The sequence below is a fragment of the Halobellus rufus genome (genome assembly GCF_000739575.1).
GTDB classification, from domain to species: domain Archaea; phylum Halobacteriota; class Halobacteria; order Halobacteriales; family Haloferacaceae; genus Haloquadratum; species Haloquadratum rufum.
In genome coordinates this window covers 95,874-114,205 of the sequence record NZ_BBJO01000031.1, presented here as the reverse complement: position 1 = coordinate 114,205, position 18,332 = coordinate 95,874, and the positions used below count along the sequence as shown (strand labels likewise).

General features: G+C 69.1%; 19 protein-coding genes, 1 tRNA gene and 1 pseudogene. 12 read left to right on the top strand and 9 right to left on the bottom strand.

Annotated features, from left to right (window positions below):
* Both ACP99_RS13545 and ACP99_RS13540 read right to left on the bottom strand, forming a co-directional pair.
* Positions 1-766: pseudogene (locus ACP99_RS13545) on the bottom strand (hypothetical protein); the annotation flags it as partial.
* 15 nt (positions 767-781) lie between these two features.
* Positions 782-1,249, bottom strand: coding sequence for a 30S ribosomal protein S15 (locus ACP99_RS13540; protein ID WP_049987111.1), 468 nt, complete (start codon positions 1,247-1,249; stop codon positions 782-784).
* Between the two features lie 235 nt (positions 1,250-1,484).
* On the opposite strand from ACP99_RS13540, the gene ACP99_RS13535 reads away from it, so the two are divergent.
* From ACP99_RS13535 to ACP99_RS13525, 3 genes are all read left to right on the top strand, one after another.
* Positions 1,485-1,556, top strand: a tRNA-Ala gene (locus ACP99_RS13535).
* 196 nt (positions 1,557-1,752) lie between these two features.
* Entirely contained in the window at positions 1,753-2,409 is a 657-nt protein-coding gene (locus tag ACP99_RS13530; protein ID WP_049987110.1) for a hypothetical protein, read from the top strand.
* Complete coding sequence (locus ACP99_RS13525) at positions 2,406-3,686, top strand: hypothetical protein (protein WP_049987109.1); 1,281 nt, start codon at positions 2,406-2,408, stop codon at positions 3,684-3,686. Before ACP99_RS13530 ends, ACP99_RS13525 begins: the two co-directional genes overlap by 4 nt.
* Before the next feature lie 42 nt (positions 3,687-3,728).
* Here the strand turns inward: ACP99_RS13525 and ACP99_RS13520 are convergent, their stop codons facing one another.
* From ACP99_RS13520 to ACP99_RS13500, 5 genes are all read right to left on the bottom strand, one after another.
* On the bottom strand, positions 3,729-3,920 hold the full coding sequence (locus ACP99_RS13520; protein WP_049987108.1) for a hypothetical protein: 192 nt from the start codon (positions 3,918-3,920) through the stop codon (positions 3,729-3,731).
* Positions 3,921-3,988: 68 nt separating this feature from the next.
* Positions 3,989-4,486, bottom strand: coding sequence for a VOC family protein (locus tag ACP99_RS13515; protein WP_049987107.1), 498 nt, complete (start codon positions 4,484-4,486; stop codon positions 3,989-3,991).
* Between the two features lie 51 nt (positions 4,487-4,537).
* A complete protein-coding gene (locus ACP99_RS13510) occupies positions 4,538-5,890 on the bottom strand; it encodes a glycosyltransferase family 87 protein (RefSeq protein WP_049987106.1) in 1,353 nt (450 codons plus the stop codon).
* A gap of 46 nt (positions 5,891-5,936) precedes the next feature.
* Entirely contained in the window at positions 5,937-7,070 is a 1,134-nt protein-coding gene (locus ACP99_RS13505; protein WP_049987105.1) for a cobalamin-independent methionine synthase II family protein, read from the bottom strand.
* 72 nt (positions 7,071-7,142) lie between these two features.
* Positions 7,143-7,325: a hypothetical protein gene (locus ACP99_RS13500; RefSeq protein ID WP_049987104.1), complete on the bottom strand. Its 183-nt coding sequence runs from the start codon at positions 7,323-7,325 to the stop codon at positions 7,143-7,145.
* Between the two features lie 137 nt (positions 7,326-7,462).
* Between ACP99_RS13500 and trpB the strand changes: the two genes are divergently transcribed.
* The 3 genes from trpB (at position 7,463) to ACP99_RS19350 (ending at position 9,237) form a co-directional block, all read left to right on the top strand.
* Positions 7,463-8,611, top strand: coding sequence for a tryptophan synthase subunit beta (trpB, locus tag ACP99_RS13495; protein WP_049987103.1), 1,149 nt, complete (start codon positions 7,463-7,465; stop codon positions 8,609-8,611).
* Between the two features lie 112 nt (positions 8,612-8,723).
* Complete coding sequence (locus ACP99_RS13490) at positions 8,724-9,011, top strand: hypothetical protein (RefSeq protein WP_049987102.1); 288 nt, start codon at positions 8,724-8,726, stop codon at positions 9,009-9,011.
* A gap of 70 nt (positions 9,012-9,081) precedes the next feature.
* Entirely contained in the window at positions 9,082-9,237 is a 156-nt protein-coding gene (locus ACP99_RS19350) for an AbrB/MazE/SpoVT family DNA-binding domain-containing protein (protein ID WP_081927469.1), read from the top strand.
* 33 nt (positions 9,238-9,270) lie between these two features.
* Here the strand turns inward: ACP99_RS19350 and ACP99_RS13485 are convergent, their stop codons facing one another.
* Complete coding sequence (locus tag ACP99_RS13485) at positions 9,271-9,936, bottom strand: nucleotidyltransferase family protein (protein ID WP_049987101.1); 666 nt, start codon at positions 9,934-9,936, stop codon at positions 9,271-9,273.
* A complete protein-coding gene (locus ACP99_RS13480) occupies positions 9,936-11,237 on the bottom strand; it encodes a molybdopterin molybdotransferase MoeA (protein ID WP_231554299.1) in 1,302 nt (433 codons plus the stop codon). Before ACP99_RS13480 ends, ACP99_RS13485 begins: the two co-directional genes overlap by 1 nt.
* A gap of 157 nt (positions 11,238-11,394) precedes the next feature.
* On the opposite strand from ACP99_RS13480, the gene ACP99_RS13475 reads away from it, so the two are divergent.
* The 6 genes from ACP99_RS13475 (at position 11,395) to ACP99_RS13450 (ending at position 18,328) form a co-directional block, all read left to right on the top strand.
* On the top strand, positions 11,395-11,991 hold the full coding sequence (locus ACP99_RS13475; RefSeq protein ID WP_049987099.1) for a CoxG family protein: 597 nt from the start codon (positions 11,395-11,397) through the stop codon (positions 11,989-11,991).
* On the top strand, positions 11,988-12,875 hold the full coding sequence (locus ACP99_RS13470; RefSeq protein WP_049987098.1) for an FAD binding domain-containing protein: 888 nt from the start codon (positions 11,988-11,990) through the stop codon (positions 12,873-12,875). Before ACP99_RS13475 ends, ACP99_RS13470 begins: the two co-directional genes overlap by 4 nt.
* Complete coding sequence (locus tag ACP99_RS13465) at positions 12,872-13,546, top strand: (2Fe-2S)-binding protein (protein WP_049987097.1); 675 nt, start codon at positions 12,872-12,874, stop codon at positions 13,544-13,546. The genes ACP99_RS13470 and ACP99_RS13465 overlap by 4 nt, the downstream gene beginning before the upstream one ends.
* Positions 13,543-15,933: an aerobic carbon-monoxide dehydrogenase large subunit gene (locus ACP99_RS13460; protein ID WP_197052458.1), complete on the top strand. Its 2,391-nt coding sequence runs from the start codon at positions 13,543-13,545 to the stop codon at positions 15,931-15,933. Before ACP99_RS13465 ends, ACP99_RS13460 begins: the two co-directional genes overlap by 4 nt.
* Before the next feature lie 305 nt (positions 15,934-16,238).
* Positions 16,239-17,339 carry an XdhC family protein gene (locus ACP99_RS13455; RefSeq protein WP_049987096.1) on the top strand — a complete coding sequence of 367 codons (1,101 nt, stop codon included), beginning with the start codon at positions 16,239-16,241 and terminating at the stop codon, positions 17,337-17,339.
* Positions 17,336-18,328, top strand: coding sequence for an AAA family ATPase (locus ACP99_RS13450; RefSeq protein WP_049987095.1), 993 nt, complete (start codon positions 17,336-17,338; stop codon positions 18,326-18,328). Before ACP99_RS13455 ends, ACP99_RS13450 begins: the two co-directional genes overlap by 4 nt.
* Positions 18,329-18,332 lie beyond the last annotated feature (4 nt).

Genomic DNA, 18,332 nt, shown 5'->3' with positions numbered 1-18,332 from the left:
CGACGGCGTTCAGCACGTCGGCGAAGCCACCGAGCGTCGCCATCGGGCCGTCCGGGGTCGCGTAGGGGCGAAGCGCCCGCTCGACCGCGGTCGCGGCCCGTCCCGTCGCGTCGTCGTCGCCGGCGACCGCGAGCGCGACGAGCGAGGCGATCGATCGCCGGGCCTCGTCGTCGAGTGCGTCGGATCCGTCGCCCGACATCGAGCCGAGTTCGTCTGCGACGGCCTCGCTGTCGCCGGAGAACGGCGCGTGCAGCAGCGTCGAGTGCGCCAGTCCGTCGACGACGTCGTCGGTCGGTATCGCGACGCCGGGCCGTCGGACGAGCGCGCCGGATTCGACGGCCGCCTCGACGAGCGGTCCGGCCGTCGACGACGGGTGGTCGCCGGCGGCGACGACGCCAGCGAGCGCGAGTGCCGGGTCGACATCGGTCGTCCCCCGGCCGTCCGCGAGCGTCTTCGCCACCTCGTAGGCGCGGAGACTCGCCGGTTCGCCGTCTGGGGCGATCGTCACGTCCGCGGTCGGAAGCGTCGATCCGACGGCCGCCAAGACGCCGTCGCCGGCCGCGGGCGCGTCGGCTCCGAGCGAGGCGACGCGCACGTGGAACGGCACGTCGGCGCGTCGGAGCCCTCGCGCGAGCAGGCCGGCGGCCGCCAGCGAGTCGCCGTCGGCCGCCGCGACGACGCGGACGAACGAGGCCCTCGCGAGCGCGTCGGCCGCGCTCTCGGTGGGGGCGTTCGCGTCGGCGGCGGTGTCGGATCGAGATGCCATCTGTGCGTGTGGGAGTTACTCTTCGAGGAGTTTGACCGCGACGTCGAAGGTGTACGTGAAGTCCTCGTCGAGCTCGTCGCCGCGGTAGTAGTCCGCGAGGCGACGGATCTTCGACTCGGTGTTCTGCAGGGCGCGCTTGTTCTGCATGTCCTGCTGGTTCTCGTTGACGTGGCGGCGGAGGCGCACGGCGCGCTCCATCAGGTTCCGGAGGTCCTCGGGGATCTCCGGGGACGCGTCGTTCTCCTCGAGGATCGTGGTCACCTTCTTGCCGGTCGCGAGCTTGACGTCGGGGACGGGAACGCCCTTGACGCCCTCGTCGCGCAGCTTCAGGCCGATCTGGCTCGGCTCGTGGCCCTGCTCTGCGAGCTCGACGACGCGCGCTTCGATGTCGTCTGCTTCGACGTCACTCCACTCCGGGGGTTCGTCTGCCACCGGCTTGTCCGAACCGGACGAGCCGCGGCGGCGGGTGTGCATTCGTGCCATTGTTTGGGTTGGAACGGCACAGACCGCAGAATACGCGATGTGATGCGGCCGACGGTGTCGGCGACATCGCACTTCCGCAATCCCAAGCCGCGCGAGGCGGCGAGTCAGATTTGCGGCCGTGCTGTTCCCGTCTGTACTCTCCTCCGTGGTCGACAAAAGGATTCCGACCCGCGGTCGACGTTCGGCAAGTCGAAGCCCTTAAGAACGAAAGCGGAATACGGACGAGTGCGAACGAGGGCTCGTAGATCAGGGGTAGATCACTCCCTTGGCATGGGAGAGGCCCCGGGTTCAAATCCCGGCGAGTCCATTTCTAAAACCGCTCGTGACGAGGGAGTGCCAACCGCGCTATCGGTGGTGGTGATTCCGAGTTCAGTCGGCCATACTCGATAGAGACGAGGTGATTGAAGCCAGTTCCGGGCTGTTCTCGTGTCTATCTTTCCTAACTGAACAGCACGCAGTCGCCTCCACAAGACGTTTTGTACCCGTCGACGAAGCCAGAGGAGATGCCCGACTTGACCCGCCGCCGAGCCCTCCTCGCGGCCGCGTCGGGGGTCGCCGCGCTGGCCGGCTGTTCCGGCGAGAGCGACCGTCCGTCCATCGACCCCCCGAGAGACGACGAAACGCTCGACGACTACGAGGCGAGACACGTCCGAAACACGGACGGAGACGTGCTGTTCAGTACGCGCGAGGAACTCCCGACGGTGACGGAGGACCAACGGAGCCGGTGGCCCCTCACCGCCCGCAGCGTCCTCGTCGACGACGCCGACCTCGAGTCGCTCACCTTCAACGGCGTCCCCGAGGCGGAGGAACTCCGCGCCTTCGCCGCCGAGACGGACTTCGACGCCGAGTCGGTCTACATCTTCTCGATGCCCGTCGAAGCCTGCTACGAGCTCCGACTCCGATCGGTGAGCGTCGAGTGGGACGAACTGGAGGCCGACGACCTCCACCCGCACGCGGACTTCTGCCGGGCCACGCGCCCCGCCGACGTCGAGTGCGGAGCCGACGAGACCCACACCGCCGGGTTCGCGATTCGACTCCCCGTCGCGGCCGAGCGATCGTCGGGAAGCGGGAGCGGGATGTCGAGTTCCTGCGGGCCGCTCCGCCGCGGCGAACCGTTCGATCCGACGGTGACGCCCGCCGGGGGAGGTGACGAGCGATGACCTCCCGTCGCCGACTCCTCGCCGGAATCGGGACGCTGGGCGTCGCCGGACTGGCCGGGTGCTCGGGGCTGCCCGTCCTCGGGAGCGACGACGAGCGCGAGTACGTCGACCTGCCGCCCGACGCCGCGGGCTCGATCGAGTGGCCCGATTCCCCGTTTCCCGTCGACGTCCCGGGGCGACTCGCCGACGACCACCGCGAGCGCGCCGAGGCGTTGCTGGCGGAGGTCCCGACCGACCCGTCGGTTCCCAACGGGGCCGTCGCGGAGGAACTTCGCGCGGACCGCGAGCGCGCCGCCGAGCGGATCGACGACGGGGTCGAGGAGCCGTGGCCGACCGACGGCCTCGACGCGTGGCGCAGTCGTCGAAACGACGCCGCGGCCCTCTTCGGTGCCTACCGCGCGGCGACCGGCGAGGACGACGCCGACGAGATCGAGTCGCATCGCCGCGGTGTCCGCTCGGCGCTCGGTTCACTCGCCGCCGACCACGAGTACCGCGCCTCGTCGACGCTGGAGGCGGTGCTCGCGCACGAGCCGATCGAGGGGTTGCTCGCGGACTGTCGTCGCCGAACGCGCCCGGACCCCGCCTACCCGGACGATCCAGTCGCTCACCCGTTCCGCGCCGGCGACGCCGTCGGCCGCGTCGACCTCGCCCGCGCGACGCTCGCGGACGCCGGGCGCTTGCGGGCGGTCTACCTGAACGAGCGCGACGACCCGCCCTCCCAGTGGTCGGCCCTGATCGACGCCTCGGACCGCCTCGCAGTGGCGGTCTCTCGAACCCGAGCGACGGTCCGGGACTTCCTCGACGTCTACGAGCCACCGTTCCGTGCCGATCTCGACGGCACGCCCGCCCGAGCGCTCTTCCGTCGGGCCAGCGGGCAGGTCAGCGCCTCGACCGACGACCAGGAGGAACGCCGCGACGACGGCGACTACGCGACTGCCGTGATCGAGGCCGGACAGGCCCTCGCGGCCGTCGAGGCCCTCCGCGCGGCGATCGAGGGGATTCGAGACGGTGCGTATCAGGACCCGGTGTCCGTCGAATCGGTCGAGGAGACCGCCGATCGAGCCAGAGACGCGATCGCGGCGATCGAGGGGAGCGAGGACGCTCGACTGGCAGCCCGGCTCGCGCGGCCGGCCTTCGGGACGTTCGAGTACCTCCCCGAGTACATCGAGGACGGCTACATCGACGCGGCCCGCGCGCAGGGGGACCTCGCGTGGGCCGAACTGTACGCCCGCGCCGTCCCGCCGGCGACCGCGTTCGTGGTCGAACGCCTAGAGTAGGAGTTGTCTCCGGGGACGCCGTGCGTCGAGGCGGTACCGGGGCTACGCCGAGTCGCCGTCGCAGTCGACGAACAGGCGCACCCGCTCACCGGGGGTCAGTCCGTCGACGAGCAGTCCGAATTCGTCGCGTCCCGAGAACGATCGAACGCGGGGCGCGGAGGCCTCCTCGTCGGACCGCTCGCACACGAGTTCGACCGTGCCGGTGTCGTCGGCGCGAAGTTCGAATGTCCGCATAGTCGAGGATACGACGGCTCGGCGCATAGGTGTGACCGTGCGAGACCGCGAGCCGACAGTCGCGCGGCTCACTCGCTCATATAGATCGGCGCGGGTTCCTCCCCCGGCCCCGGCGGCTCGATGTCGTCGCGCTCGACGAGATTCGGCACGACCGACGTGTCGAGCGCGTCGGCGTCGGGCGCGTTGACTTCGACTAGGTTCCCGGCGGGGTCGCGAACGTAGAACTGAACGGCGCCGGAGGGGAGCACGTAGACCGGCGGTTCGCCGTCGACGTACCCGGTCTCGATCTGCGGCAGGAGTTCGACCTCGGCGGCCTCGTGGGACGTGATCGACTCGTAGACGGCCTCGAAGTCGTCGACGTGGAGCGCGTGGTGGTTGAACCCGGGCGGGTCGTCCTCGCGCTCGACGAGGTGCAGTTGGAGCCCGCCGCAGTCGAGCCACTGCGCCGGCTCCTCGAACGCCGGCGTCGGGATCCGTTCCATCCCGAACACCGACTCGTAGAAGGTCGCAGACTCTTCGAGATCCGCCGCGACGATGCTGACGTGCGTGTAGCGGGGCTGAACCACGGTAGCGAGACCCACGACTGGACCGAATAAAACTGTTGGCCTCAGCCGCAGTCAGCGCCGAAGCGCCCCAGTAACCCCGCTCACGGCCCGTGCGGGGTGCCAGCCGAACGTCCACGCCGCGCACGCTAGCAGCATAATCGCGATCCCGTACAGTTGGACCGTCGCGAACGTGAAGACTGCGGTGGCGACGACCTCCACGAGGTTCGGCACGCCGAGTGCGACCACCTCGTCGATGATCGCCCCCGGCGGGCTGTTGGCGAACATCACCGCGCCGCCCGCGAGAAAGAGGAGTCGGCCGGGGCCGTCCCAGACGTACCACAGCGGGATCATCGGGAAGAAGAGGAAGACGAGGTACCACTGCAGCGCCGGGAAGACCGTGATCGTCACCACGAGCGTCGCGAAGATGGCGATCAGCCGCGCCTGCAACGTCTCGACGCGGCGATAGAAGACGGCGAGAACGCCCGCGCACACCAGGAGCGTCAGCGGCAGCAACGCCTCCGCGGGAGCGTTCGGGAAGATCCCCCAGAGCACGTGCGACAGCGGGCGCTGGACCGTCACGTAGTAGGTGCTGTCGATCGGGTAGCCGCCGACGAAGTCCGCCGTCTCCGAGCGGTTCGGGACGACCTCTGTGAAGAACGTGACAGTCGGTCCCCAGCCGTACGCGACGATCCCGGCGGCGATCCCGCCGACGCCCACGGCGGTCGCGCTCGCGACCGACCGCCACGAGCGGGTCCGGAGCAGCCACGCGCCCACGACCGCCGGGAAGAGTTTGAAGAGGGCCGCGAGCCCGAACGCCGCGCCGGCCCGGACGGGTCGGTCACGGTCGAGGGCGAGAAAGCCCGCGACGAAGGCCAGCGCCACGACGAGGTTGATGTTCCCGTAGTACATCGTCCCGAACGTGAACGGCGAGAGTAGCACGACGCCGGCGATCAGTCCCACATCGAGCCACGGGAGGCGGTGGCTGACCCGGTCGACGAAAGCCACGATGGCGCCGGCGACGACGACACCGGCGAGCGCGTTCAGCGCGACGATGGCCCAGTAGCCGGCCATCCACTCGAGGAGCGTGAACGGGTAGTAGGCACTGACCGTGATGGGCGGGTACAGATACACCGCCCAGCCGCCCAACTCCGGCGGGGCGACGCCGTAGAACGACTGGCCCTCGCGCGCCAGTTCGGCCGCGTACCGGTACGTCCGGATGTTCGCGCCGAGGTTGCCGCCGGGGTTCCACGCGACCGGGAGGATCTCGGGATTGAAGTTGCGCTCGTAGGAGGCGGCACCCCAGAGGATCGCGAACAGCAGCACCGCCCGGATCGACCGGGCGGATCGACCGATTCTCGGCCGACCGAAAAAGTCGGAGACGGGGCCGAGGACGGAGTCCGAGAGGGAGTCGAGACGGGGGACCATCAGTCGGGTTGTCGACAGGTGGGGAGGAAGGTGTTTCGCTCGGCGGTCAGAACAGCCGTTCGGCCGCCAAGTCGGCCCCCTCGCGCAGCGCCTCCAACTTCTTCCACGCAATGCTCGGATGGACCGCGTTCGCGCCCTCGACGACCGTCTCGAAGCCGCAGTCCGCGCCGGCGACGATCCGCTCGGGGTCGCCCACCGCGTTCGCGAACCGCTCGATGCGGTCGGCGACGACCTCGGGGTGTTCGACGACGTTCGTCTTCACGTCGACGACGCCCGGTATCAGCCGCCAGCCGTCGGGCAGCGGGTGCTCCTCGAACGTCCGGTACTCGTGTTGGTGTCGCGGGTTCGCGCCCTCGACGACCAGCCCGCCGACGTCGGCCTCGTAGAACGCGTCGATCACGGCGTCGAGCGCGACGTCGTGGTGGTGCGGCCCCTCGTAGTTCCCCCAGCAGCCGTGCAGGCGGATCTGCTCGGACGGGACCGCCGAGACGGCCTCGTTCAGCGCTTCGACGTGCGTGCGCACTCGCTCGCGGAAGTCGTCGACCGAGTCGTCCTTGTACGTGAGCGTGAAGCCCGCGAGCAGGTCGGGCGCGTCGATCTGGAGGACCGCGCCCGTCTCGGCGATCAGTTCGTACTCGGTCGCGAGCGCGTCTGCGAGGTCGAAGAGGTACGCCTCGTCGGAGTCGTGGTACTCGGTCTCGGTAAAGCGGAGGACCGCCCCGGGCGAGGGCGCGGTGTGGAACCGAGCGGGGAACTCGACGCCCTCTGCCGCGACGGCCTCGTCGAACCGGGCGAGGTCGCGTTCGAGGGCCTCCTCGCCGACGTACTCGATCGGTCCCCGGGCGACCGGGCCGCCGATGTTCTCGCTCGCGCCGAGCAGTTCCTCGCCGTACTCGGGGAAGTCGTCGAGGTCAGCGGGCCACTCGCGTTCGACGGTCCCCTCGCCGAAGCCCGAGAGGCGGTTCGTCACGTCGACCGAGTAGGCGATGCGGCTCTGCTCGCCGTCGTTGGCGACGTCGATGCCGGCCGCGGACTGCCGGCGGACGACCTCGCGGATCGACTCGTCGACGGCGCTGTCGAACTCCTCGTCGTCGACCTCGTCGGCCGTCAACAGCGAACGCAGTCGGTCAGAGCGGGGCAGGCTCCCGACGTGGGTGGTCCGGATCGCGGGCGATGACATACGTCGTTCCTGACGTGGCGGCCACAAAGAGATGTCGGGGTGCCGGGAGTTCAGGGAGCGCCCGGGACGGTTTCACCACCGGAACAACACGAGCAGCGCGAACCCGACCGCGAGTGCCACGGGAAGGGCCAGTCCGAGGAGCGCAACGGGGCCGAAGCCGCCGTACGTGACGCGCCCCGCGAGAAGAGCGAGGGCGGCGAGACCGACGAGAATGGCTGCTCCGCCGACGACCGCGGCGATCTCGCGACTGTTCATTCGGATGCGGCCCTCTCACAATCAGATCCGCCGCTGTCGCCGTAAAGTTACCGTCGGCCGCAACACGGAGCGCCCGGGCCGTCGCGCTGTCGAGGCACAGTATCGTTTATCATTGGGAAGCGAATTGTGCGAACCGTATGTCAGACGGAGATTTCGAGGGGTACGGCGGACGGCACGTCCCCGAACCGCTCGCGGAACCGCTCGAACAGTTGGCGACCGCCTACGACGACATCAAGGAAACAGAAGGGTTCCAGCGGGAACTCGACGCACTCCTAGAAGATTACGCCGGCCGCCCCACGTCCCTGTACCACGCCGAGGGCCTGAGCGAGCGCTACGGCGCGGACGTCTACCTCAAGCGCGAGGACCTGCTGCACGGCGGGGCGCACAAGATCAACAACGCGCTCGGGCAGGCGCTGCTCGCGAAGAAGGCCGGGAAGTCACGACTCATCGCCGAGACCGGCGCGGGCCAGCACGGCACGGCGACCGCGATGGTCGGTGCGCTGCTCGATCTCGACACGGAGATCTACATGGGCGAGAAGGACGTCGAGCGCCAGAAGATGAACGTCTTCCGGATGCGACTGATGGGCGCGGAGGTCAACGAGGTGACCCGGGGCGGCGCGGGCCTCTCGGACGCCGTCGACGCCGCGCTCGAAGACTTCGCGGCGAACATCGACGACACCCACTACCTCGTCGGGTCGGTCGTCGGTCCCGACCCGTTCCCGCGGATGGTCAGAGACTTCCAGGCCGTCATCGGCGAGGAGGCGCGCGAGCAGTTCAGAGAACGCACCGGCGGCCTCCCCGACGCGGCCGTCGCCTGCGTCGGCGGCGGCAGCAACGCGATGGGGCTGTTCCACGCCTTCCGCGACGACGACGTCGCGTTCTACGGCGCGGAGGGCGGCGGCGAGGGCGCGGGATCGAAGCGCCACGCCGCCCCGCTGGCCGACGGCGCGGACGGGACGATCCACGGGATGAAGACGCGCGTCATCGGCGACGACGTCGAGGTGCACTCCGTCTCCGCGGGGCTGGACTACCCCGGGGTCGGCCCCGAGCACGCGATGTTCCGCGCGGTCGGTCGCTGCGACTACCGCGCCGTCGACGACGAGGCAGCGAAGGCCGCGTTCCGGGAACTCTCCGAGGAGGAAGGCATCATCCCCGCGCTCGAATCGAGCCACGCGATCGCGCTCGCGAAGGAGCTCGCCGACGAACACGACACGATCCTCGTGAACCTCAGCGGCCGCGGCGACAAGGATATGGAGCAGGCCGCGGAGCTGTTCGATCTGAACTGAGGCGGTCGAAGCCACGCCTCGACGTCCAGGATTCGTCAGACGGTCGGCTTGCGATCGGCTTCTCACTCCGCAAACGCTAATTCGGTCGCCGGAGAAGCGGGTCCCGAAGAGTATGTGTCGGGAGTTGAAGCGGGAGCCGGCGTGGGTCGCGGCGATTCGACTGGCGCTCCTCGAAGGGGAAGTCACGACCGAGGCGGTGATCGAGGAGGCGAACCTCATTCCGGGCCGCGAACGGACGGTTCGGGCGATCCTCGCGAAGATGGACGACCGCGACGTGTTGAACGCCGTCGACGAGGACCGATACCTCCCGGGGGAGGTGCTCTTGAACTCCGATCGGTTCGACCTCGATTTCACGAAGGCCTCCGACGGCGGCGCACACCGCTGGAAGTCGTCGGTCTGAACCCCGGATCGTGCGCGCGGAAGACGGCACATAGCGTAAGCTATGTAAACACCACGAGAAGACGTAGCCTATGGGCACGCTGACGAACACGAAGATCTCCGAGAAGAACCTGACGACGGTCCCCAAGCCCGTTCGCAACTTCCTCGACGTCGGCGCCGGCGACCGCGTCGAGTGGCACGTCGAAGACGGGAAGATCATCGTCGAGAAGTTCGAGTCCGACGAGTGAGCCGACGGCGCGGCTGACGCGCCGAACCGACCGTTATCCGAGGTCTGCCGGCTCGTCGACGTCGCGGCGGACGCCGGGATCGGGAACCGCGACGCAGGCGCTCGCGTCACCCTCCAAGAGTATCTCCCGGCCGCCGACGTCGCCGTCGACGTCGCAGAGCGCCGCGAAGTGCCGGCGATCGAACAGCACCGGGTTCCCGCGCTCGCCCTCGTAGGCGGCGGCGAGGGCGTCTCCGACTCCCGCCTCGTAGGCGGACACGAGCGTCTCCACCGTCTCGGGAGACACGAAGGGCATATCGCCGAGAGCGATCACCGTAGCGTCGACGCGCTGCTCCGTCTCGCGCAGCGCCTCGATCCCCGCTCTGACGGACGACGCCTGCCCGGTCTCGTACGCGTCGTTGGCGGCGAACCGGACGTCGAGACCGTCGAGGGCGTCGGCGACGCGCTCGGCCTCGTGACCGACCACGACGACGACCGGATCGAGCCCGGCGTCGAGGAGCGCCCGCGCCGCGCGCCGGACGATCGGCTCGCCCCCGTGCGTCGCCAATAGCTTGTTGCGATCGCCGAAGCGACTGCTCGTCCCCGCCGCGAGGAGGACGCCCGCGACGCGCGGGCGCTTCCGACGCGCCCGAGAACCCTCGGACGTCCGCTCGTCGAAGGGCGGTGAGACGGTCGGTAATCCCCCCGAATCGTCCGGCATCACTCGACGGCCGAGTAGGGGACGACGTCGACCGCCTGCCCGCGCTCGACGCCCTCGCCCGTGAGGACGAACCCGTCCGCGCGGGTCGCCCGAGTGCTCGACGAGAGGACGCTCGGGTCGAACGCCGACTCGTAGACCGCGAGGTCGGAGTCGACGTGCCCGAGCGGCATCGCCGTCGGAGAGCCGTCCCCGTCGGTGGCGTCGGCGGAATCGGTGTCGCCAGCGCCGTCGCCCTCGAACGTCACCGGGATGGCGTAGGCGAAGCCGGGCGTGGCGATGTCGACGTGGCGGGCCATCCGCGCGGGCACCGTCGGCAGCGACGCGTCGCCGGTGAAGAACGGCCGCGCGACGAGCGTCGTGACGGCGTGCGCGCCGACGGGCTTGCCGGGGATCGCGATGGCGACCGCGTCGTGATCGGGCAGTTCCGCGACCGCGATCGGTTTGCCGGGGCGGAGCCGAACCCGGTGGAAGAGCACGTCGCCGAGCGAGTGGAGCGCCCGCACCACGTAGTCCTTCTTCCCGACGCTGGTCCCGCCGGTCGTCACGACGACGTCGTGCTCCCGCGCCAACTCGGCGATCTCGGATTCGACGCGCTCGTACGTGTCGGGGACGCTCCCCTCGTAGGTCGCGTCGTGGCCCCACGAGCGGATCAGCCCCGCGAGCATCGGCGAATCGAGATCGCGGTGGCGGCCCTCGTGGATCTCCGTCCCGGTCGCGAGGAGGCCGACCGACAGCGGCGTCCGGACCTCGACGGCGTCGATCCCGAGGTCGCCGAGCAAGATCGCGTCCTTCGGGCTCAGGCGCTCGCCCGCCTCGAACAGCCGCTCGCCCGCGGCGACGTTGCTGCCGCGCTCGTAGACGTACGTGCCCGGATCGAGGACCGTCCCGGTGAGCTGTCCGTCCTCGACGGTCGCCTCCTCGCGTTTGAGCACCGCGTTCGCGCCCGCCGGAACGGGCGCACCGGTGGCGATTCGGATCGCCTCGCCCGCCGCCAACGACGGGGGTTCGTCCTCCGGGTACACGTCGGCGTCGACGACCGTCAGGGGGTACTCGTCGGTGGCGTCGAACGCGTAGCCGTCCATCGTCGCGTGACTCTGTGCCGGGACATCCACCGGTGAATCGATCGGTTCCGCGAGCGTCCGCCCGGTGAGGCGGTCGATCTCGACGCGTTCGGTTCCGAGGTGCGGGAGCCACCGCTCTCGGAGTCGCAGGACGCGCGCCGCGCCGTCGTCCCACGCGATGAGGTCGTCGTGATCGTGCTCCGCTGCCTCCATATCGGTGTGTTCTGCGTCACCCGTCATAAATTACTGCTCGGGAACTGTCGCCGACCAACACAAACTTTTATTGGGTACCTGTCTGATATCATAGACCGTGATAATAGTGTGCACATAGTAGAGGTACTTAAAAGATGGCGACGGGCGACGACCGAGACAACGGAGCGACGGAGAGCGGAGACACATGGAATTTGAAGGAGAGTTCGAGTTAGACGGCGTACCGCCCGAGAAAGCGTGGATCGTGCTGTCGGACCCGATGGCGGTCCGGGACGCGCTGAAGGGGTGTCGGTACATCACCCCGATGGACGACGACTTCAGTTTCGACGACTACGAGGCCGAAGAGGACGTCGAGATGCTGCCGGAGGCGGACGCGGACGTCGTCGCCGACCGCGCGTTCGTCGAGGGGCAGACGTACGCGGCGCTGATGCAGGTCGGCGTCGGGAGCGTCAAACCCCGGTTCGAGACGACGGTGACCATCGACGAGCGCGACAGCGAGAACTTCCGGATGGTCGCCTCCGGCGGCGGCGACGCCTCCGGATCCAGTTTCAGTATGGAGTCGGGGATGCAGATCCACCCGACGGAGGACGGGGAGAGCTCGCAGATCGAGTGGTGGACCGAGGCCGACATCTCGGGACGGATCGCCCAGCTCGGCTCGCGGGTGATCAAGCCCGTCGCCAACAAGATCGTGAACAACTTCTTCGGAAACATCGAGCAGCAGATGAGCGACGTCGACGAGGAGGCCAGCGGCGGCGTCACAGACAGATTACGGAAGATGTTATGAAAGCAGCAAACTTCGAACACCACGAACCGACCTCCGTCAGCAAGGCGGTGAGTCTGCTCGAGAGTCTCGACGAGCCGACGATCCTCTCGGGAGGGCAGAGCCTGGTGCCGATGCTCCGGTTCCGACTCGCCCGTCCGGACACGGTCGTCGACATCAACGGCATCGACGAACTCGACTACCTCCACGAGGAGGACGGCTACCTCAGGATCGGCGCGCTCGCGCGACACGCCGACGTGGCGGACTCGGAGGTCATCGAAGCGCGGTACGGGAGCTTCGCCGACACCGCGCCCCTCGTCGCGGACCCCCAGATCCGCAACCGCGGAACGATCGTCGGCTCGATCGCGCAGGCGGATCCGAAGGGCGACTGGGGCTCGGTGCTGATCGCGCACGACGGCGAGGTCGTCGCGAGGGGTCCCGACGGGGAGCGAACCGTCCCCGTCGACGAGCTGTTTTTGCTCCCCTACGACACCTCGCTCGACGAGGACGAGCTGATCACCGAGGCGCGCGTCCCCGTCCCGGTCGAACGGGAGGGCAGCGCCTACCACAAGCTGAAGCGCAAGACCGGCGACTACGCGATGGCCGGCGTCGCCGCGCGGCTGATTTTCGACGACGACGGCCGGATCGAGGACGCGGGGATCGGAATGACCGCCGTCGACATCACCAACGCCCGCGCGAGCGACGCCGAGGAACGGCTCGAAGGCGAGCGACCGGACCCCGAGCTGTTCGCGGAGGCGGGCGAACTCGCCGCCGAGCAGTCGAACCCCGAGTCCGACGAGCACGGCGACGCGTCCTACAAGGAACGAATGGTCGAGGTACTGGCCCAGCGGGCGCTCGGCGACGCCGCCGAGCGCGCTGGCGTCATCGAACGGAGGGCAGCACCGTGACAGACACACGCGAAATCGAACTGACGGTCAACGGCACCGAGCGATCCATCGAGGTCGAACCGCGACGACTGCTCGTCCACGCGATCCGCGAGGATCTGGACCTGACGGGCACGCACATCGGCTGCGACACCGGCAACTGCGGGGCCTGTACGGTCCTCCTCGACGGGGAGCCGATCAAGTCCTGCCTGCTGTTCGCCGCGCAGGCGGACGGCAGCGAGGTGATGACCGTCGAGGCGATGGAAGACCTCCCCGAGTCCGACGGACTCCACCCGCTCCAGGAGGGGTTCCACGAGGAGCACGGCCTGCAGTGCGGCTACTGCACGCCCGGGATGATCATGTCGGGGAAGGCGCTCCTCGACGAGAATCCCGACCCGAGCGAGGAGGAGATCCGCGAGGCGATCAGCGGCAACCTCTGTCGGTGCACCGGCTATCAGAACATCGTGAAGTCGATCGAGTACGCCGCCGAGGAACTCGCCGCCCAGCCCGCCGCGGACGGCGGCACCGTCGCCGTCGATGGGAACGACAGTACCCCACCGACGGAGGCCGACACCGACGCCCCCGACCCCTTCGAGGGCTACGAGGTCGCAGACGACGGCGAGTTCACCTGCGGCGCGGAAAACTGCTGCGGCGGTCCCTCGACGGACGCCGAGCACAGAGGTGACAACGTATGAGCAGCGAAACGGACGACGTTCCGGTCGCGGACACGGAGTATCAACACGACGAGGACGGCGGTCCCGACCCCGAGAAACACCACGGCCACGGCCGCGGCGGGATGGGCGAGGAGGTCAAGCGCAAGGAGGACAAGCGCTTCATCACCGGCCGCGGTAACTACGTCGACGACATCAAGAAGCCGGGGATGCTCCACTGCGAGATCGTCAGGAGCCCCCACGCGCACGCTCGGATCGAGAACATCGACACGTCGCGCGCGATGGACGTCGACGGCGTCGTCGCCGTGTTGACCGCAGAGGATCTGGCGGCGCACGAACTGGCGACGATGCCGACGCTGATGGACGACACCCAAGACGTCCTCGTCAACGACAAGGTCAAGTTCCAGTCCCAAGAGGTCGCCGCGGTGATCGCGACGGACCGCTACATCGCCAAGGACGGAGCGGAGAAGGTCGACGTCGACTACGAGGTGCTCGACCCGGTCGTCACCGCCGAGGAGGCGTTGGAAGCCGACGCGCCGCTCATCAGAGACGAACTCGAAGACCAGGAGGACAACCACATCTTCGACTGGGACGTCGGCGACAAGGAGGCCACCGACAGGGTGTTCGAGGAGGCCGACGTGACGGTCGAAGAGCAGATGGAGTACCAGCGGCTCCACCCCGCGCCGATCGAGACGTGCGGGTGCGTCGCCGACTGGGACCCCGGCAAGGATAAGATCACCGTCCACCTCACCTCGCAGGCCCCGCACGCGCACCGCACGCTGTTCTCGCAGGTGTCGGGCATCCCCGAGCACAAGGTTCGGATCGTCAGCCCCGACATCGGCGGCGGCTTCGGGAACAAGGTGCCGATCTACCCCGGCTACGTCGTCGCGGCCGCGGCCTCGGTCGTGCTCGAACAGCCCGTCAAGTGGATGGAGGAGCGCTCCGAGAACATCCAGACCACCGGGTTCGCCCGCGACTACGATATGACGGGCGAGCTCGCGGCCACCGAGGACGGGATCATCAAGGGCGTCCGGACGGACGTGCTGGCGAACCACGGCGCGTACAACGCCGTCGCCCAGCCCTCGAAGTTCCCGGCCGGCTTCTTCAACATCTTCACCGGCTCCTACGACATCGAGGCGGCGTACGGGTCGCTGACGGCGGCGTTCACCAACACCGCCCCCGGCGGCGTCGCCTACCGGTGCTCGTTCCGGGTGACCGAGGCGGTCTACCTCATCGAGCGGATGGTGAAGGTGCTCGCTCAGGAACTCGATATGGACCCCGCCGAGATCCGTCGGCGGAACTTCATCCAGCCCGAGCAGTTCCCCTACGAGAGCCCGACCGGCTGGAACTACGACTCCGGCGACTACGAGAAGGCGCTGGATCTGGCCCTCGACATGGCCGACTACGACCACTACCGCGAGGAGCAACAGCGCCGGATCGAGGAGGACGCCGACAAGCTCATCGGCATCGGCATCTCCTCGTTCACGGAAGTCGTCGGCGCGGGCCCGGGCAAGTCCTGCGACATCGCGGGCATCGAGATGTTCGACTCGGCGGACATCCGCGTGAACCCGACCGGAAACGCCGTCCTCCGGGTCGGCGTCCAGACGCAGGGACAGGGTCACGAGACGACGTTCGCCCAGATCGTCGCCGAGGAGTTGGGGATGGACGTCGAGAACATCTCCGTCGAGCACGGCGACACCGACACCGACCCGTACGGGCTCGGCACCTACGGCTCGCGCTCGACGCCCGTCGCCGGCGCGGCGACGGCAGTCGCCGCACGGAAGGTGCGTGACAAGGCCAAGACCATCGCGGCCAACGAACTCGAGGCCGCCGAGGAGGACATCGAGTGGGACCGCGAGTCCGGCCACTTCCACGTTGCCGGCGCGCCCGACCGCTCGATCACGATCACCGAGATCGCCGCCAGCGCGTACATGCACCACCCCAGTTCCGAGGAGCCCGGTTTGGAGGCCGTCAACTACTACGACCCGCCGGAGATGACGTACCCGTTCGGCTCCTACATCGTCGTCGTCGAGATCGACCGCGAGACCGGCGAGGTCGACTTCGAGAAGTTCGTCGCCGTCGACGACTGCGGCAACCGCATCAACCCGATGGTCATCGAGGGGCAGATCCACGGCGGACTGGCTCAGGGCATCGGCACGGCGATGATGGAACACGTCACCTACGACGAGAACGGCAACTGCACGGGCGGGGACTTCATGAACTACCTGCTGCCGACGGCCAACGAGATTCCCAACTTCGAGACGGGCTACACGGTCACGCCGTCGCCGCACCACCCGATCGGTGCGAAGGGCGTCGGCGAGTCGCCCACCGTGGGATCCCCGCCGGCCATCGTCAACGCGGTCGTCGACGCGATGGCCCACGCGGGCACCACGCACGTCGAGATGCGATGACGCCCGACCGCGTCTGGGAGGCCCTCGACGAGGCGGGGCTGGCGCTCGATCCGAACCAGAACGTCAGCTTCGATTTCACCGGCGACGCGAGCGAGGAACCGGCAGACGACTGAGCGGGCGAGACCGACCGGCCGCCGCACCATCGGCGACCGAGCGCAGTGGTCGTCGTCGCGGTCGCCACCACGGCGACCTCCGATGCTCGATCCGCGGAACGGCCGGACGGGAACAAGGCGTGCGATTCCGCAGCGTTTGCGAGTCAGCGGCGGGCGACAACCCCATTGGCGCTGGCGACGTGAATACACCAAATGACAGGGAACGACACACACACGAGACGCGACGACCCCCCTCGGGCGGCGGTCAGCGACGGCGACGTCGCCGCGCTGGAGGCGGAACTGACCGACGCGGGCGAGGCGTACGCCCGCGTGACGATCGTCCGCCGCGAGCCACCGGTTTCCGCGAACGTCGGCGACCGCGCGGTCGTGACCGCCGACGGCGAACTCCACGGGTGGATCGGGGGCGCGGCGTGTGCCCAGACGACCGCGACGAGCGAGGCGCTGGCCGCGCTGGACGACGGCGACCCCCGGCTGGTCGGCATCGCGCCCGATCCCGACGAGATCGACCGTCCCGGGCTCTCGGCCTTCCCGATGCACTGCCACAGCGAGGGCGTCCTCGAACTGTTCATCGAACCGGTGGACCCGCGTCCCGAACTGGTGATCGTCGGCGATTCGCCCGTCGCGGAGTCGCTCTCGCGACTCGCGGGCGAACTGGCCGTCGACGTCGTCCGCGTCGATCCGGAGGGCGGCGACGAAGGGGACGGCGGTGCCGACCGCGTAGTCGAGTCGACCGATCCGGACGCCATCGTCGAGGCGATCGGCCCCGCCCCGCTCGTCGTCGTCGCCTCGATGGGCAAGTACGACGCCCGCGGCGTCGCCGCGGGGATCGAGGCCGGCGCGCCGTACGTCGGCCTCGTCGCCAGCGACACGCGGAGCGAGGAGGTCTACGAGCGGGCGGCGACGCTGCTCGACGCCGACCCCGGGGACGTCGCGGCCGCCGTCACGAATCCCGCGGGCGTCGACATCGCGGCGTACACGCCGGCCGAGATCGCCGTGAGTCTCCTCGCGGAGGTCGTCGACGCGCGGTCTCGAACGGGCGCTCGTGCGGTCGAGCGCGCTGACACCGGCGTCGATGCGGAGGACGAAACCGCCGCCGAAGACGACGCTGGTGTAACCGACGACGAAGCCACCGAACTCGCGACAGATCCGGTCTGCGGGATGACCGCCGACCCCGAGACGGCACCGTCGGTCGAACACGACGGGGAGACGTACTACTTCTGCTGTGAGGGGTGTGCGGAGTCGTTCAGCGCGGATCCGGAGTCGTACCTCGACGCCCCCGCGGAGTCAGTATGACGGCGGACGCGTTCTCCTCGCTGTCGCCGGCCGACCTCGAAGACCGCTTCGAGTCGGAATCGTACGTCGCCGACGACCGTACGGTCACGACGGTCCACCTCGCGCTCACGCTCGGCCGGCCGCTGCTCGTGGAGGGGCCGCCCGGGAGCGGGAAGACCGAACTCGGGAAGGTGCTGGCGAGCGGGTTCGACACCGAACTCATCCGGTTGCAGTGTTACGAGGGGCTCACCGCCGAGAACGCGCTCTACGAGTGGAACTACACGAAGCAACTGCTGGCAGTCCAGGCCGACGAGGGGACGGTGGCGGGCGGGAATCGCGGCGGGGACGCGGCGGCCGACGCGCACGAGACCGCCTCAGGCGACCGGCACGGCGGACGCGAGCGGTCGGTCTTCGACGAGGAGTACCTCCTCGAGCGGCCGCTGCTCCGCGCGCTCAGAGCCGACGGCGACGTCCCGCCGGTGCTGCTGGTCGACGAGATCGACCGCGCAGACGAGGAGTTCGAGGCGTTCCTCTTGGAACTGCTGTCTGACTTTCAGGTGTCGATCCCGGAGTACGGGACCGTGAAGGCCGACCAGCCCCCGATCGTGATCCTGACGTCGAACCGGACGCGAGGGCTGTCGGACGCGCTGAAGCGGCGGTGTCTGTACCTGCACGTCGAACCGCCGTCCTTCGAGGACGAGTACGAGATCGTCCGCCGGAAGGTTCCGGAACTGGACGCCGCCGTCGCCGCGGAGGTGTGCGCCATCGCCGCCCGCCTCCGCGAGGAGGCGTTCCTCAAGCAACCGGGGGTCGCCGAGACGCTCGATTGGGCGCGAGCGGTGGCGCAACTGCGGCACGACGACGGCGAGGAGTCGCTCTCGACGACGGAGATCGAGCGGACGCTCGGCTGCCTGCTGAAGGAGGCCGAGGACTTCGCGCGCGTCGACACCGAACTGCTCGAAGCGCTACGAGAGGCCGCCGCCGCGGCCGGCGAGCGCATCGAAGCCTGAGGAC

Bases quoted from the DNA above. Each gene is read 5' to 3' on its own strand.
- ACP99_RS13455 (WP_049987096.1), top strand. From the start codon at position 16,239: ATGACAGGGAACGACACACACACGAGACGCGACGACCCCCCTCGGGCG.
- ACP99_RS13540 (WP_049987111.1), bottom strand. From the start codon at position 1,249: ATGGCACGAATGCACACCCGCCGCCGCGGCTCGTCCGGTTCGGACAAG.
- ACP99_RS13470 (WP_049987098.1), top strand. From the start codon at position 11,988: ATGAAAGCAGCAAACTTCGAACACCACGAACCGACCTCCGTCAGCAAG.
- ACP99_RS13505 (WP_049987105.1), bottom strand. From the start codon at position 7,070: ATGTCATCGCCCGCGATCCGGACCACCCACGTCGGGAGCCTGCCCCGC.
- ACP99_RS13485 (WP_049987101.1), bottom strand. From the start codon at position 9,936: ATGCCGGACGATTCGGGGGGATTACCGACCGTCTCACCGCCCTTCGAC.
- trpB (WP_049987103.1), top strand. From the start codon at position 7,463: ATGTCAGACGGAGATTTCGAGGGGTACGGCGGACGGCACGTCCCCGAA.
- ACP99_RS19350 (WP_081927469.1), top strand. From the start codon at position 9,082: ATGGGCACGCTGACGAACACGAAGATCTCCGAGAAGAACCTGACGACG.
- ACP99_RS13520 (WP_049987108.1), bottom strand. From the start codon at position 3,920: ATGCGGACATTCGAACTTCGCGCCGACGACACCGGCACGGTCGAACTC.
- ACP99_RS13530 (WP_049987110.1), top strand. From the start codon at position 1,753: ATGCCCGACTTGACCCGCCGCCGAGCCCTCCTCGCGGCCGCGTCGGGG.
- ACP99_RS13525 (WP_049987109.1), top strand. From the start codon at position 2,406: ATGACCTCCCGTCGCCGACTCCTCGCCGGAATCGGGACGCTGGGCGTC.
- ACP99_RS13460 (WP_197052458.1), top strand. From the start codon at position 13,543: ATGAGCAGCGAAACGGACGACGTTCCGGTCGCGGACACGGAGTATCAA.
- ACP99_RS13500 (WP_049987104.1), bottom strand. From the start codon at position 7,325: ATGAACAGTCGCGAGATCGCCGCGGTCGTCGGCGGAGCAGCCATTCTC.
- ACP99_RS13490 (WP_049987102.1), top strand. From the start codon at position 8,724: ATGTGTCGGGAGTTGAAGCGGGAGCCGGCGTGGGTCGCGGCGATTCGA.
- ACP99_RS13480 (WP_231554299.1), bottom strand. From the start codon at position 11,237: ATGACGGGTGACGCAGAACACACCGATATGGAGGCAGCGGAGCACGAT.
- ACP99_RS13475 (WP_049987099.1), top strand. From the start codon at position 11,395: ATGGAATTTGAAGGAGAGTTCGAGTTAGACGGCGTACCGCCCGAGAAA.
- ACP99_RS13450 (WP_049987095.1), top strand. From the start codon at position 17,336: ATGACGGCGGACGCGTTCTCCTCGCTGTCGCCGGCCGACCTCGAAGAC.
- ACP99_RS13510 (WP_049987106.1), bottom strand. From the start codon at position 5,890: ATGGTCCCCCGTCTCGACTCCCTCTCGGACTCCGTCCTCGGCCCCGTC.